The following is a 14,497-nucleotide window of genomic DNA, read 5'->3' as shown; positions in this document are numbered from 1 at the left end:
GCCGGCCGCATGCACAGCACACCGCAGACCGATCTGAGGCAGCCGTTTTAGCGATCCGATACCGATTCTCATGACCTCTACGCACTCCCTTCCCGATCCCTGGAGCGGCCCGGACCGCACGTGGCGCAACTTTCTGCGGGATGCCTGGCATCTGGCGCGGCCCTACTTTCAGCAGTCCGAAGACCGCTGGAAGGCACGGCTCATGCTCGCGCTGATCGTGGCGCTCAACCTGGGCTCGGTGTACATGAGCGTGCTCTTCAACGAGTGGTACAACGTGTTCTACAGTGCGCTGCAGGACAAGAACGCCTCGCTCTTCTGGCAGCAGATGGTGCGTTTCAGTTGGCTGGCGGCCATTGCGATCGTGATTGCGGTCTACAAGTTCTACGTCACCCAGCTGCTCGATCTGCGCTGGCGCGCGTGGATGACCAGGACCTACATGGCACGGTGGCTGTCGGGCTGCCGTTACTACCATCTGGAGCTGGCGCAGGGCAGTGGTGCCATGCTTTCGGACAACCCGGATCAGCGGATTCAGGAAGACATCGGAGGCTTCACCGGGAGCGCGCTCGGCATCAGCATGGGGCTGCTCAATTCCGTGGTGACGCTGGTGTCCTTCATCACCATTCTGTGGAACGTCTCGGGCAGCATCAGTTTCTCGCTCTGGGGCAGTGCCCACACCGTGCCCGGGTACATGGTCTGGGTGGCTTTCGGGTACTGTGCCGTGGGCAGCGTGATTGCCCACTATATCGGGCGCGCACTGATCCGGCTCAACTTCTGGCAGCAGCGGCGCGAGGCCGACTTTCGCTACAGTCTGGTACGGGTGCGCGAGTACAGCGAAGCAATTGCCTTCGATCGGGGGGAGGCGGCCTCCAGCCAGCAGCTCGACGGCAGATTCTCCCGGGTGCTGGCCAACTATCTGCAGCTCATCAAGGCCCAGAAGCGTCTGGTGTGGTTCACGTCCTTTTTCCAGCAGGCGGCGATCATCTTTCCGTTCCTGGTGTCGGTGCCCCGCTATCTGAGGGGCAGCATCAAGCTCGGGGACGTGATGCAGATCGCCAATGCCTTCGGCAAGGTGCAGGATGCGCTGAGCTGGTTCATCGACAGCTATCCGGCCCTCGCAGGCTGGCGTGCCACCACGGAGCGTCTGACGAGCTTCGACCGGGGCATTGCACCAGCAGAAGTCGCAGCCAGCGAAGCGGTCACGGAGCGAGCGCTGCCGCCGAGCCAATACGACGTGCAGGGCGATACCCTGCACGTCGAGGGACTGACCTGCTGCCTGCCTGACGGTACACCGCAGCTCGGCGCCCAAGCCCTGCAGATGAAACCTGGGGAGACGGTGCTGTTGCAGGGGCCATCGGGCAGCGGCAAATCCACCTTCCTGCGTGCCCTGGCCGGCATCTGGCCGCATGCGCACGGACAGGTGACCCTGCCGGTGGACAGCATGTTCCTGCCCCAGCGGCCCTATCTGCCGGTGGGGACGCTGCGGGCGGCGCTGGCCTATCCGGAAGAAGTGGGGCACTATGCCGATGCCGACATGCGGGCTGTGCTGGACCAGGTGCGCCTGGGGCATCTGGCCGTCTCGCTCGACGCAGAGGACAACTGGAGCCAGAAGCTGTCGGGCGGCGAGCAGCAGCGCGTGGCCATTGCCCGTGCGCTTCTCAAGCAGCCGCGCTGGATCTTTGCCGATGAAGCCACCAGCGCGCTCGATGCAGCCACCGAGACGCGTGTCTATCGCCTGCTGGTGGACATGGTGCAGAGTCGCCAGGGGGGCATGCTGTCGGTGGCGCACCGGCACCGTGTGGCGGAATTCCATGCCGCGTGCTGGTGCATGCGTGCGGCAGCAGAGCCGCAGGGGCCCGCCGAACATGTGTTCTGGACCATCGAGCCGCAGGCGGATGGAGCTCCTTGTCCCGAGGAGTGAGCACCTGAAGAGTGCGTGGCGGGTGATCCGTTGTGGAACAGGTGTGCGACACTAGACGCCGATTTCAATTTCGGAGCACTTCTTCATGGCTATCGACCCTACGCAATACAAGCCCGAAACCCTTGCGCTGCACGCCGGCTACTCGTCGGACCCTACCACCCGCTCGGCTGCCGTGCCGATCTACCAGACCACGTCCTACACCTTCGACAACACGCAGCATGGTGCGGATCTGTTCGATCTCAAGGTGCCGGGCAACATCTACACGCGGATCATGAATCCGACCCAGGAAGTGCTGGAAAAGCGGGTGGCAGCACTGGAGGGCGGCATTGGGGCACTGGCCATGGCTTCGGGGCTGGCAGCCATCACGGGAGCCGTGCTGACCCTGGCCGAAGCGGGCGACAACATCGTCTCGGCGAGCACGCTCTATGGTGGAACCTACAACCTGTTCGGGCACACCTTCCCACAATACGGCATCACGACCCGGTTCGCCGACTATCGTGATCCCGACAGCTTTGCGGCGCTGATCGACGATCGCACCAAGGCCATCTACTGTGAATCGGTAGGCAACCCGCTGGGCAACGTGACGGACTTCGAGCGCCTCTCGGCGATTGCGCATGCCCATGGGGTACCTCTCATCGTCGACAACACGGTGCCCAGCCCGTACCTGTGCCGGCCGTTCGAGCATGGGGCCGACATCGTGGTGCATTCGCTCACCAAGTACATCGGGGGGCATGGCACCACGCTGGGGGGCATCATCGTGGACAGTGGCCGCTTCCCGTGGGCAGAGCACAAGACTCGCTTCCGCCGTCTCAACGAGCCTGAAGTGAGCTACCACGGCGTGGTCTATACCGAAGCGCTGGGCCCGGCTGCCTTCATCGGGCGGGCCCGCACGGTACCGCTGCGCAACATGGGAGCAGCCCTCAGCCCGTTCAATGCCTTCCTGATTCTGCAGGGGCTCGAAACGCTGGCGCTGCGCATGGATCGCATCTGCGAGAACGCGGTCGACATCGCCCGCTTCCTGCAGCAGCATCCCAAGGTGAGCTGGGTCAACTACCCCGGTCTGCCTGACCATGCCGACTACGGACTGGTGCAGAAATACATGGGGGGCAAGGCGTCCGGCCTGCTCAACTTCGGCGTCAAGGGCGGTCGCGAGGCGGGCGCGCGCTTCCAGGATGCGCTGCAGCTCATTCTGCGCCTGGTCAACATCGGGGATGCCAAGACGCTGGCCACCCATCCGGCCAGTACCACCCATCGCCAGCTCTCTCCCGAGGAGCTGGCCAAGGCAGGGGTGACCGAGGACATGATCCGTCTGTCGGTGGGCATCGAGCACCGCGACGATCTGATGGCCGATCTCGATCAGGCGCTGGCACAGGCCTGACCGTTCAGTCGGGAGATGTGCGGGAGCACCTCGTTTCCGCACATGTCGCACAACGCAAAGGGGAACCCGAGTGGGTTCCCCTTTGTGCATGCAGTCTTCCCGGATGGAGGCCGGGAAGATGCCGAGCGGGAGTGTGCAGGGCGTCGATCAGGGCGCCGTGCGGGTGATCTTGGCACCCTGCACCGAAGCACCAGCGGCCAGACCCACATTGTTGAGCACGAAGCTGATGACCGGCTTTTCGAGCGTCTGGGTGTCCAGAGAGCCATTCGCGCCCAGCGTGGCCACGGCCACATTGGCATCGACTCCGGCGGTCCAGCCGTTGCTGGCGCGGAACTTGTCCAGGGCGTCCTGCGTGAGGAACACATACACCACGGCCTGCGACTGTGCACCTGCCTGCAGCCCGATGGATGCGCCCGTCAGGCTGTAGTAGCCAGCGGTGGCTCCGTCCACGCGCAGGGCCCCCTTGCCGTGTTCTGCACCCACGATCAGCGAGCCGCCGACCACGGACGGGAATACCAGCACCCCCTTGGCACGCGCCACCAGCTCATGGGAGCCGGGCACCTGGTGGTAGAGCTTGGAGAGCGTGGCATCGACCTGCGAATCGATGGAGGCACGTGCGCTGGGAGCGCTGGCCTGTGCGTTGGGGCCGGTGGTGGTGCAGGCGCTCATGGCGAGGCCCGTGGCGGCGATCAGGGCCGTGATGCCCAGGGTGCGAACGGAAATCTGACGCATGGAATGCTCCTTCTTGTAGGGATGGGACGCCTGGAGCATCCGCTGTGCAGCGGATGTTGCAGGAACCGGGAACTACCTTAGCAGTCTCTGGCCCTGCATGCGTAAGCAAGTGCAAACCGTGTGTCCCGCTCCGAGAACTTGCGTAAGCACCGGTGTCGGGCGGAACGGTGCGTGTGACGGGGTGAGGGACTCAGCCCCGCATGGCTTTGTCGACCGCATTGCCCAGATCGATGACGGACTGGGCGTAGTAGCTGCTGTTGTTGTAGCGGGTAATGACGTAGAAGTTCTGGGTGCCGGCGTAGTAGCTTGGCGCATCAGAGCCGTTCTCCAGCTCGATCAGTGCCAGCTGGCCGTGGAAATCGGCGGGTACGTCGCGGGGAGTGGCGCCGAGTGCCGCCATGGCGGCAGGGGTGAAGGAGGGCACGATGTCCGGGGCGAGCAGGGTGTCGAGGTGCAGGCCCTGCGGCTCGAAAGTGACTTCGAATTCCGGTGGCATGCCGTTCACCCAGCCATATTGCTGGAAGTAGTGCGCGACCGAGCCGATGGCATCGGCAGGGCTGTGGAAGAGGTCGATGTGCCCACGATGGTCGAAGTCGACGGCGTACTTCGCCCAGCTTGATGGCATGAACTGGGGCATGCCCATGGCTCCGGCATAGCTGCCGCGCAGTTCGAGGGGGTCGTCGTGGTTCTTCCAGGTGAGCCGCAGGTACTGTTCGAGCTCGTTGCGGAAGAAGGCATGGCGCTCGGCTGCACGCGGATGGGAAGGCGGAAAGTCGAAGCTCAGGGTGGAGAGGGCATCGATGACGCGGATGTTGCCCATGTTGCGCCCGAAGATGGTCTCGACGCCCAGGATGCCCACCACGTACTTGGCGGGGACGCCGTAGCGGCTTTCGGCCTGGCGCAGGGTGTCGGCATTCTGCTGCCAGAACGCCACGCCGGCGCGGATGCGGATGGGCTCGACGAAGCGGCTGCGGTACACCCGCCAGTTGCGGCGCACGCCACGGCCGGCCGGGAGGATGAGGCGCTGGACGCTGGGAATGAAGTCGGCGTTGCCGACGGCCACGCGCACGTATTCTTCCGGCAGTCCGAGCTGGCGGGCCATGCCGGGCACTTGCTGCATCACGTCCTCGCGCTGGCCGTAGCTGCCGCGCAGACCCAGGTCATGAGGGGTGCGCTGCGGGGGCACATAGGGGGGCTGGACGGGTTTCTGGGAAGTGGCACAGCCGGCCAGACCCAGTCCGGCACCTGTGGCCAGGGCACCCAGCAGGCGCAGACGGGTGCGGTCGGGATGGTCGGGAGAATGGGGCAGCGAAGCAGACATGGCAGAAGGGGCAGCAAGCGGTGGCACCGGCAGGGAAAGTCCTGCCGGAATGAAACGATGCGTCACAGTGTAACGGCTGCCTCCAGGAGCGTCAGGGGGCTACGGATGCCCAGGCGCCCGATGTGCAACAGGAACGTAACCGTCGGTAAGCGTGTGCAGGAAGGCGACCACATCGCGGATTTCGCTGGCGGTGAGGGCGTCGGGTTGGCCCGGATGGCGTCCGAAGGGGGGCTGCTGGTCGATGTTGGCGTGGTAGCGCGTGGGCAGGTCGTTGTAGAGCTGCACCTGCCCCTGGGCATTGCGGGGGTAGTAGCGTTCCGGGTGGGTGTCGCGCTGGGCGTAGAAGCGCACGACGTCCTCCAGGCGGGACATGAGGCCGTTGTGGAAGTAGCGGCGCTTGAGGGCCACGTTGCGCAGGGTGGGGGTCTTGAAGAGACCGCAGGCAGAGGCGTTGCCGGCCAGGTCGGTGCGCTCCGGGCCACAGAGGCCAAGGTCGACATGTGCCGGATCGCGGTTGGCCGGAATGTCCGGGTTGCGCGGTACGCCGAGCGCGACGAAGCCGAAGTCGGTAAAGGCAGGAAAGCCCCCGGCGCGGATGCTGTCGACGTGGCAGCGGGCGCAGTTGCCGCGATCGGGGGCGTTGAACAGGGCGAGGCCCCGGCGTTCGGCCGGTGCCAGTGCGACCTGTCCGCGCAGAAAGGCGTCGTACTTGCTGGTGTAGGGGGCAAAGGTGGCGGGGTCCTGCTGGTACACCTCCAGTGCGAGGCGCATGCCGTTCCATGCCTGCAGGGCGTGGTCAGGCTGGAGCACGGCGGGGCCGAACGTGGCCTGCATGCGCGCGGCATGGGGTGAGCGTCGCAGGCGGGCGAGGACTTCTGGCACGCTGCGGTTGGCCATTTCCAGGGGTGAGAGCAGGGGGGCGACGACCTGGTCGTGCGGGTGGGCAAAGCGGCCATCCCAGCCATAGCCGCCAGCCGGGCCCTGGTCCTCGCTGTCGTTGCCGTCCGATTCCGTGGCATGCGCAGAGAAGGCAGGGGTGCTCTGCAGGTATTTCAGTGTGGGCACTGCCCGTGTGCCCCAGTCTGCGAGACGGAGGCCGCCCGGCTGGACTGCAAGGGCATTGGCAGGTGTCATGCCATGGGAGGGATCATGACAGGTGCTGCAGGCCATGCGGCCCGAGGCCGAGAGGGTGCGGTCCGTGAACAGGGCCTGGCCGAGCAGGCCGAGTTCACGCACGCTGGGAGTGCGGTCGTAGCGGGTGGCGTAGAAGCCGGCAGGAGTCTGCGCCCTGCCCGTGCCGGGGGCAGTGCCTATGAGCGCAAGGAGTACCCCCACCAGAACGAGAAGCGACACGCCCGGCGGGCAGGTCCGGGGGCGCAGCGCGCGTCTGGAGAGGACTGGGAGCGGGAAAAACGGAAGTGGAAATGGAAAAAGCACGGCAGGAAAGACGCGTCAGAGGCAGGGAGCCGCAAGGCGAGACCACGGTATAGCGCAGGCTTTTGACACGCTGGTGAAAACAGGAAATGGGCCGGGGCCCATGGATACAGATGTTCACCCATTTGACACATCGATACCCCACAATCCGGCCCCATCTCGAACCACTCGACGGAGCAAGCGCCATGCGGCACATGACACACAAGGTTTTTGGTACCCGGTCCATGGCATGGGGAGCGGTGACTGCCGCCTGCCTGATGCTGGGAGCATGCGGTACCGTGGCCCCCGGAGCGGACTCCGCGGCAGCGGCACCGGACAGCGCCACCACGCGGGCCCTGCGCGAGAAGGTGAAGCACGTGGTGGTGATCTATGCGGAAAACCGGTCGTTCGACAATCTGTACGGAAATTTTCCGGGAGCCAATGGCCTGTACGACCGCCAGGGGCGGCCCAAGTCGTTTCCGCGTCAGCAGGACCGCGACGGCACCGTGCTGTCTGCACTTCCCCCTACCTGGGGCGGCGTGACCATGCCCGGACAGGACCGGACCGTGACCCAGGCACAGAGCATGGGGCTGCCGAATGCCCCCTTTGACGTGGCCACTGCATTCCGCACCTCGGCCGGGGTGACGCTCGACAGCCGCACGGTGACCCGGGACATGTACCACCGGTTCTTCGAAAACCAGATGCAGATCCATGGCGGTGCGAACGATCAGTTCGTGGCCTGGGGAGATTCGGGGGGGCTGGTGATGGGGTATTTCGATTACAGCAAGTCGCCCCTCTACCAGCTGGCACGGGAATACGTGCTGGCCGACAACTTCTTTGCGGCGGCCTTCGGCGGATCGTTCCTCAATCACCAGTATCTGGTATGCGCCTGTGCGCCGGAGTATCCGCAGGCCGACACGGCGGCAGCCAAGCCCTCGATTGCCGTGCTCGACCATGACGCCCAGGGGCACTTTCTGCCCCGCCTGAGCACCGAGGCCACCAGCCCCCGTTCCGCCATGGACGGCAAGCCTGCCTTTGTGAAAAGCGGCAACCTGACCCCCAAGGGCTACCTGGAAGCGGGCAAGTTCCACGCCGTCAACACCATGCAGCCTCCCTTCCAGCCCAGCGGCAATCCACCGGTCACGGGTGGAGACAGCCGACTGGCCGATCCAGAACGGGCCACCACGCTGCCCGCGCAGACCGCGACCACCATTGCCGACCTGCTCGACCGCAGGCAGGTGAGCTGGAAGTGGTATGCAGGCGCCTGGGATGCAGCCCAGGAGGACGGACAGAAGCCCGCAGGCGACAAGCGCACCGTGATCTATGCGGGCGATGCCCATGGCGTGGCCGACCGTTCCGCAGTGGATTTCCAGCCGCACCATCAGCCTTTCAACTACTATGCAGCGTTTGATCCGGCCTCACGGGCCGATTACCGTGCGCAGCATCTGCAGGATGGCGCCGACCTGCTGCGCGATGCCCGCAGCGGCCAGCTGCCTGCCGTGGCGTTCTACAAGCCCGAGGGCCTCTACAACCAGCATCCCGGCTATGCCAATCTGCAGGATGGGGATGCCCGCATCGTCGAGGTGGTGCGAGCCCTGCAGCAGAGCCCGCAGTGGAAGGACATGGTGATCGTGGTGACCTATGACGAGTTCGGCGGCTCGTGGGACCATGTGGCCCCACCCAAGGGGGATCTGATCGGTCCGGGGACCCGCATTCCGGCCCTCATCATCTCGCCTCTGGCCAAGAAGGGCACGGTGGACCATACCCAGTACGACACCGCTTCAGTGCTCCGGCTCATCACGCGCACCTTTGGGCTCGATACCCTGCAGGGGCTGCGCACGCGTGATGAGGCTCTGCGCGCGCACGGGGAGCGCCCCATGGGCGATCTCACGCAGGCCCTGAACTTGCGCTGAGTTCTGCGCCCTGCGTCCGTGCAGGCGCAGGGCGGGATGGAGCCGGGAAAGAGGAGGAATTTTCCGGCTCTTTCTCTCCACTCTCCATGCCTTCCTGCCCCGCTGTCTGGGAAGTGGGGCTCATCGACCGCCTTTCGGGGCGGTTTTCTGCGTGGCGGGCGGGGCTGCAGGGCGGGGGCGCCCCAACGAGGGCAACTGTCGGGCGCGTTTGCGCAGCAGTGTCAGTTCGGCGGGGGACGCGCCGCGAGCTGCGTAGCGCCAGGTTTCGAGTGCCGTGAGCCAGTCGATCCAGGCCTTGCGCGCGGGAGTGGCTGCAAAGGTGGCCAGCACCCAGTTGCGCAGCTGCCCCGGGGTCGAGGCGGGCTGGTTGAGCGTTGCCGGAAGCCCCCATTGGGCGAAGCGCTGGCGTGCGCGGGCAAGCAGACGCAGCCAGGGATCGGTGGTGCGGTGCTCCAGCAGGCTCCAGAGGCTGCCTGCCAGCGCCAGGGCGATCAGCAGTCCGGCCAGAACCTGCACCAGGGTAGTCCAGTTCACCTGCCCAAAGCCGAGCTGCCGCAGCAGATCGAACTGTCGGTCCTGGGTGTAGTTGATGATCCAGCTGTTCCAGCGGGTGTTGGCTGCGTCCCACAGGTTGCGCAGGCTGCGGCCGATGCGGGGTGCAAACCCCGGGTCCAGCCGCTCGACCATGGATCCCAGGGCTCCGGGGCGAGGTTCCAGACGAGCCAGACTGCCGGTGCGCCCGGGCGACACGGCGGAAGTGGGGTCGATGCGCACCCAGCCGCGGCGGGGGAGCCAGACCTCGGCCCAGGCATGGGCATCGCGCTGGCGGACGGTCCATAGGCCATCCACCGGGTTGCGTTCGCCCCCCTGATAGCCGGTGACCACGCGCGCGGGAATGCCCAGGTCGCGCATCAGCACCACGAAGGCGTTGGCGATGTGTTCGCAGAAGCCCTGCTTGCTGTCGAACCAGAAAGTGTCCGCCGGATCCGTGCCCGTGGGGCCGGGTTCGAGCGTGTAGGTGTAGCCGCCCGTGCGCAGCCGCTCCATCACGGCTGCGACCAGGGCGTCGGGGCCGGCCTGTGCGAGTCGGAGATCGGCCCTGAGCGACTGGGCCAGTGCCCGTGTGCGTGGATTGGCTGCGGCAGGAGAATAGAGATCTGTGCGCAGCTGCTGCGCAGAGGTGTCGGCACCGGCCACGTAGTGCAGGGCGCTGGTGGCGCGGTAGCGCAGCACGTCGGTGACGGGGCGGTTGGTGATCCATTCGTAAGCCGGCATCTGACGGCTGCTCCAGCCGGCCGGGAGCTGGGGGGGCTCCACGGTGGCATCGAGCAGCAGCAGCCACTGCTTCTGGTGGGGCTGCAGCAGTACCTCGTAGCGCACGGAGGCGGGGGAGGCGGCCACCAGTCCCGCTGTGGTGGCGGGAGGGCCCCGGAAGGGGAAGGGCTCCTGCAGCGCGTGCCACTCATGGCCATCGAAGCGCTCCATCACCGGCCCCCTGAAGTACAGAAAAGGCTGTGGAGGAGGCTCTCCCTCGAAACGCACCCGGAAGGCCACGCTGTCATCTTCCACCAGCCGGGCAATGTTGCCCAGCCGCATGTCGCCCGACAGGCCCGTGCGCGCCATGTCGTTGGAAGGCATGCCCCACAATGGCGCAAAGCGTGGGAAGAGCACAAACAGCACCAGCATCAGCGGCGTGCCCCAGGCGGCCATGTGCAGGGCAATGCCGAAGGACTGGCGCAGCGGTGGGTAGCCGGCCCGGAGCTGGGCGTTGACCAGCCCGGCCAGCAGCGCGATCACGCCGATCAGAATGCCTGTTGCCGTGGCCAGCGACTGCGAATAGAAGAAGTGGCTCAGCAGCGTAAAGAAGCCGAGAAAGAAGATCACGAAGGCGTCGCGCCGGGCGCGAAGCTCGAAGGTCTTGAGCACCAGCAGCAGCACGATCAGCGTGCTGCCGGCATCGCGTCCGGCGATGGTATGAAAGTGCAGCGCCGTGCCTCCCACGCAGGCCACGAGCAGTGCCACGCGCACGGGCATGCCGGGCAGCGGCTGATGCTGCCACGTCATCGCTGCGCGCCAGGCCAGCAGCCCTCCTGCCAGGGCGGATGCCCAGAGCGGAATGTGGGGAGCCTGGAGCAGCACGATCCAGGCCGTGATGCCGAGCAGGAACAGGGTGTCCCGGCTTTCGCGTGGCCATCCCGCAGACAGGGAAAACAGCCGTCGAAGCCCCCGTGAAGGGACCGTGGTGGCACGTGCCGCTTGTGGGGAGTCAGCCATGGCGGGACTCCGATGGGGCTGGACGGCCGTATGGGCTGGAGGTGGATGGGGCCTCGGCTGTCGTGGTGCCGGCGTGTGGAGGCAGGCCGAATTCCGCCAGGGCCTGCAGGCAGCGCATGCGATGCGCGGTGCCGATGGCTGGTGCGACCCAGGTGCTGTCCCCGTGCCGCGAAGGCAGCATCAGGCCGTAAGGCAGTCCCGCCGCATCCGCAGCCAGGACCCAGGCGCACAGCCGTTCGAGCGTCGGCTCGGTGCCACGCTCGGGGGCGGCATCGCTCCAGCGCAGCCATTGTGTACCGGCAGGTGGGGGGGCACTGCGATGCCGGCTGACCAGTTCGCCCGTGCGGGCCGCTTTCTTCCAGACGATCTGGCGCAGGGTGTCCCCCCGGCGGTAGGGGCGCACTTCGTCGGGCAGGTCATCGCTGGAGGGGGTGGAGCGCATGGCGTGCGAGGCGTCATCGCGGGGGCCGGGCGCGCCTGCGGGGCTGGCGGGAGCAGGGGCTTCGGGCGTGGGATAGCACAGCACTTCGGCCGCCGGGCGCCACAGGCTCCACACCCGGAAGATGCCCAGCGGAAAGCGTGTTTCGATGCGGATGGGGGGCACCGAGTGCCAGCCCCGGGAAGGAGCCGTCCAGGCCAGCTCCACCGTATGCTGTGCGGCCGGAGGACAGTCGGTCCACACGGCTTCTTCGGAGGAAGCCACGGGAACCAGCTTGGCATCGAGCAGCATCAGTCCCAGCCCCCGGCGCCAGCGGGTGTCGGGATTGTGCAGCCCGATGGACAGCGGCACGGCCTGCCCGGCAAAGGTGGGTCGGGGAGCGCGCAGATGCAGCTCCAGCCCCAGCAGGGTGCGGTGGGACATGGGCACGCTCACCACCGCGCACCCTGCCACCAGAAAGGTGAGCAGATATCCCAGGTTGAGCTGGTAGTTGATGGAGCCCACCAGCAGGGCAAGCAGGGTGGCGCCCAGCAGCCAGCCTGCCCCTGTGGGCAGGATGTAGAGATTGCGCTGGCCCATGCGGTGCTGGTCGCTGGCTGGCATGCGTGCCCAGAACCATCGCATCCAGGGGCGGCGGTGCAGAAGGCCGCGTGTCCGTGGGCGATCTGCAGGGGAGTATGGTGCGGGGGCGGGTGTGTTCACTGCAGGGGCACGCTGCGCAGCAGGGCGTGGATCTGCTCCACCGCGCCCCGGCCCGCCGTGGACACGGGCACCAGCCGGTGTGCCGCCGTGTGCGGCAGAATGACCTGCACGTCGTCCGGTGCGACATAGTCCCGGCCGGACAGCAGGGCGCGCGCCTTGGCTGCCTGCAGAATCGCCAGTCCGGCGCGGGGAGAAAGTCCCTGCTCGAACCAGCGGCCGTCGCGGGTGGCATCGAGCAGGTTCTGGAGATAGTCGATTAGGGCGTCCGAGACGTGCACCGCCTGCACGGCCTGCTGCAGCTGGGCCAGTCCGGCCGGATCGAGCACGGGCTGCAGATTGCGCAGCGCATCGCGCCGGGAGGAGCCGGCCAGCAGGGCATGTTCGGCCTGCCGGTCGGGATAGCCCAGGCTGAGCCGCATCAGAAAGCGGTCGAGCTGCGACTCAGGCAGCGGATGTGTGCCCTGCTGTTCGAGGGGGTTCTGGGTGGCGATCACAAAGAACGGGGCAGGCAGCCGGTAGGTGGTGCCTTCCACGCTCACCTGCCGTTCCTCCATGGCTTCGAGCAGCGCACTCTGGGCCTTGGGACTCGCCCGGTTGATCTCGTCGGCCAGCAGCACCTGGGAAAACACGGGGCCGGGATGGAACACGAACTGCTCCTTGCTGCGCTCGTATACCGAGACGCCCGTCAGGTCGCTGGGCATCAGGTCGGCCGTGAACTGCACGCGGGAAAAGCGCAGTCCCAGACTCGCCGACAGTGCCTGTGCCAGCGTCGTCTTGCCCACGCCGGGAACATCCTCCAGCAGCAGGTGTCCCCCCGCGAGCAGGCAGGTGATGCAGTGGCGCAGCACCTCCTGCTTGCCCAGAATGATCCGGTCGAGTTGCGCGAGCAGCGCGGAAAGAATCGAGGTGTTGGCTGGCTGTAAGGACATGAGGGGATTATCCGGAAAATAACAGACCGACGCCCCCCCGAGGGGCCATGCCGGACCGGTGCAGTCCCACTGCCCGGTCTTCCACGGCAGGCCACCGCAGGCAGGGGCGCGGCACAGACACAGGAGACACACATGGCGGCCACGGGCTATTACATTCACCGCGACTGCAAGTTGCACGACATGGGCGCAGGACACCCCGAGTGTCCCGAACGCATCGATGCCATCGAGGATCGTCTGCTCATGACGGGCGTATCCGATGTGCTCGATCGCCGCGAACCCCAGCCCGCCAATCTGGCCGAGATCAAGCTCGCCCACCGTCGACTGCACATTGCCTCCATCCGGGGCATGAGCGACTGGCTGCACGAGGACGACGTGGCCGCCGGCGAACCACAGCACTTCTCGCTCGATACCGACACCTCCATGAACAGCCACACCTATCGTGCGGCACTGCTGTCGGCCGGTGCGGCCGTGCAGGCCACCGATGCCGTGCTGGCCGGCGAGCTGGAAAATGCCTTCTGCTGCATCCGCCCGCCGGGCCACCATGCGTGCGGCGACAAGGCCATGGGGTTCTGCTTCTTCAACAATGTGGCCATTGCGGCCAAGTACGCCGTGGAGCGGCACCGGCTCGAGCGCGTGGCCATCATCGACTTCGACGTGCACCATGGCAACGGCACCGAGGACATCGTTGCCGGCGACGAGCGCATCCTCATGGTCAGCTTCTACCAGCACCCCTTCTACCCCGAGGACTGGCCCATGCGGCAGGCGGACAACCTGCTCAACATCCCGGTGCCGGCCTATACCAAGGGCATGGACATCCGGGAGCTGGTCGAACAGGCGTGGATACCGAGGCTCGACGCCTTCCGGCCCGAGCTGATCTTCATCAGTGCGGGCTTCGACGCCCACCGCGAAGACGACATGGGGCAGCTCGGTCTCACCGAGTCCGATTACCAGTGGATCACCCAGCGCATCAAGGAAGTGGCCTGGCGCCACTGCCAGGGACGCATCGTGAGCTGTCTGGAAGGCGGCTACAACCTCGAATCTCTGGCGCGCAGCGTGGAAGCCCATGTGCGCGTGCTTGCCGATCTGTAGCACACGGCGGGTGCGTGGTGCAGGGCGCGGCCTGGCCCGTTCCACAGCGCATCAACGCATTTGCAGGATCCAGTCCACCAGACGCCGGGCTTCGGCCGGTGTGACCTGGGGACTCGGAGGCATGGGCACGATGCCGAAGTTCCCTGATCCGCCATGCAGCACGCGGTCGGTCAGCATGCGCGTGACCTCGGGATGATGGCGGTACTTCTCTGCGATCGAATGGAACGAGGGGCCGATCACACGGTCGCTCGTCTTGTGGCATGCCAGACAGTTGCGGCTGGCAGCCAGGGCCATCTCGTCGGCCGCCCGGGCAGGAGACAGCAGCAGTGCCGACAGGCTGGCCAGGAGGAGGGCGGGAAAAATTCTGGTCATGGGCAACAACGGACTCA

General features: G+C 66.3%; 11 protein-coding genes. 4 read left to right on the top strand and 7 right to left on the bottom strand.

Annotated elements, in window-relative coordinates; all coding sequences use genetic code 11:
* Positions 1–70: 70 nt before the first annotated feature.
* Both ACP2WS_RS01930 and ACP2WS_RS01925 read left to right on the top strand, forming a co-directional pair.
* The gene (locus ACP2WS_RS01930) at positions 71–1,918 is read left to right on the top strand and encodes an ABC transporter ATP-binding protein/permease (RefSeq protein ID WP_426459257.1); all 1,848 of its coding nucleotides are present in this window, start codon (positions 71–73) and stop codon (positions 1,916–1,918) included.
* An 85-nt stretch (positions 1,919–2,003) separates the two neighbouring features.
* Positions 2,004–3,296: an O-acetylhomoserine aminocarboxypropyltransferase/cysteine synthase family protein gene (locus tag ACP2WS_RS01925; RefSeq protein ID WP_374490965.1), complete on the top strand. Its 1,293-nt coding sequence runs from the start codon at positions 2,004–2,006 to the stop codon at positions 3,294–3,296.
* Between the two features lie 147 nt (positions 3,297–3,443).
* On the opposite strand, the gene ACP2WS_RS01920 is transcribed toward ACP2WS_RS01925, so the two are convergent.
* The 3 genes from ACP2WS_RS01920 to ACP2WS_RS01910 form a co-directional block, all read right to left on the bottom strand.
* Positions 3,444–4,028, bottom strand: coding sequence for a BPSL1445 family SYLF domain-containing lipoprotein (locus ACP2WS_RS01920; protein WP_374490963.1), 585 nt, complete (start codon positions 4,026–4,028; stop codon positions 3,444–3,446).
* Positions 4,029–4,218: 190 nt separating this feature from the next.
* Complete coding sequence (mltB, locus tag ACP2WS_RS01915) at positions 4,219–5,349, bottom strand: lytic murein transglycosylase B (protein WP_426459256.1); 1,131 nt, start codon at positions 5,347–5,349, stop codon at positions 4,219–4,221.
* A 99-nt stretch (positions 5,350–5,448) separates the two neighbouring features.
* Positions 5,449–6,702 carry a cytochrome-c peroxidase gene (locus tag ACP2WS_RS01910; RefSeq protein WP_426459254.1) on the bottom strand — a complete coding sequence of 418 codons (1,254 nt, stop codon included), beginning with the start codon at positions 6,700–6,702 and terminating at the stop codon, positions 5,449–5,451.
* A 275-nt stretch (positions 6,703–6,977) separates the two neighbouring features.
* On the opposite strand from ACP2WS_RS01910, the gene acpA reads away from it, so the two are divergent.
* Positions 6,978–8,675 carry an acid phosphatase gene (gene acpA, locus ACP2WS_RS01905; RefSeq protein WP_426459253.1) on the top strand — a complete coding sequence of 566 codons (1,698 nt, stop codon included), beginning with the start codon at positions 6,978–6,980 and terminating at the stop codon, positions 8,673–8,675.
* Between the two features lie 120 nt (positions 8,676–8,795).
* On the opposite strand, the gene ACP2WS_RS01900 is transcribed toward acpA, so the two are convergent.
* The 3 genes from ACP2WS_RS01900 to ACP2WS_RS01890 form a co-directional block, all read right to left on the bottom strand.
* Positions 8,796–10,949, bottom strand: a complete 2,154-nt coding sequence (locus ACP2WS_RS01900) for a transglutaminase TgpA family protein (RefSeq protein WP_426459252.1) — start codon at positions 10,947–10,949, stop codon at positions 8,796–8,798.
* Entirely contained in the window at positions 10,942–11,991 is a 1,050-nt protein-coding gene (locus ACP2WS_RS01895) for a DUF58 domain-containing protein (RefSeq protein WP_426459251.1), read from the bottom strand. The genes ACP2WS_RS01900 and ACP2WS_RS01895 overlap by 8 nt, the downstream gene beginning before the upstream one ends.
* Positions 11,992–12,086: 95 nt before the next feature.
* Complete coding sequence (locus tag ACP2WS_RS01890; RefSeq protein WP_374490948.1) at positions 12,087–13,019, bottom strand: AAA family ATPase; 933 nt, start codon at positions 13,017–13,019, stop codon at positions 12,087–12,089.
* 132 nt (positions 13,020–13,151) lie between these two features.
* On the opposite strand from ACP2WS_RS01890, the gene ACP2WS_RS01885 reads away from it, so the two are divergent.
* Complete coding sequence (locus ACP2WS_RS01885; protein WP_426459249.1) at positions 13,152–14,108, top strand: histone deacetylase family protein; 957 nt, start codon at positions 13,152–13,154, stop codon at positions 14,106–14,108.
* A gap of 51 nt (positions 14,109–14,159) precedes the next feature.
* Here the strand turns inward: ACP2WS_RS01885 and ACP2WS_RS01880 are convergent, their stop codons facing one another.
* Complete coding sequence (locus tag ACP2WS_RS01880) at positions 14,160–14,480, bottom strand: c-type cytochrome (RefSeq protein WP_374490942.1); 321 nt, start codon at positions 14,478–14,480, stop codon at positions 14,160–14,162.
* Between the last annotated feature and the right edge of the window lie 17 nt (positions 14,481–14,497).

The sequence above is a fragment of the Brachymonas moutaii (nom. illeg.) genome (genome assembly GCF_049977365.1).
Lineage (GTDB): Bacteria > Pseudomonadota > Gammaproteobacteria > Burkholderiales > Burkholderiaceae_C > Brachymonas.
This window is presented reverse-complemented; position numbering and strand designations above follow the sequence as displayed.

Bases quoted from the DNA above. Each gene is read 5' to 3' on its own strand.
- ACP2WS_RS01930 (WP_426459257.1), top strand. From the start codon at position 71: ATGACCTCTACGCACTCCCTTCCCGATCCCTGGAGCGGCCCGGACCGC.
- ACP2WS_RS01925 (WP_374490965.1), top strand. From the start codon at position 2,004: ATGGCTATCGACCCTACGCAATACAAGCCCGAAACCCTTGCGCTGCAC.
- ACP2WS_RS01920 (WP_374490963.1), bottom strand. From the start codon at position 4,028: ATGCGTCAGATTTCCGTTCGCACCCTGGGCATCACGGCCCTGATCGCC.
- mltB (WP_426459256.1), bottom strand. From the start codon at position 5,349: ATGTCTGCTTCGCTGCCCCATTCTCCCGACCATCCCGACCGCACCCGT.
- acpA (WP_426459253.1), top strand. From the start codon at position 6,978: ATGACACACAAGGTTTTTGGTACCCGGTCCATGGCATGGGGAGCGGTG.
- ACP2WS_RS01900 (WP_426459252.1), bottom strand. From the start codon at position 10,949: ATGGCTGACTCCCCACAAGCGGCACGTGCCACCACGGTCCCTTCACGG.
- ACP2WS_RS01895 (WP_426459251.1), bottom strand. From the start codon at position 11,991: ATGCCAGCCAGCGACCAGCACCGCATGGGCCAGCGCAATCTCTACATC.
- ACP2WS_RS01890 (WP_374490948.1), bottom strand. From the start codon at position 13,019: ATGTCCTTACAGCCAGCCAACACCTCGATTCTTTCCGCGCTGCTCGCG.
- ACP2WS_RS01885 (WP_426459249.1), top strand. From the start codon at position 13,152: ATGGCGGCCACGGGCTATTACATTCACCGCGACTGCAAGTTGCACGAC.
- ACP2WS_RS01880 (WP_374490942.1), bottom strand. From the start codon at position 14,480: ATGACCAGAATTTTTCCCGCCCTCCTCCTGGCCAGCCTGTCGGCACTG.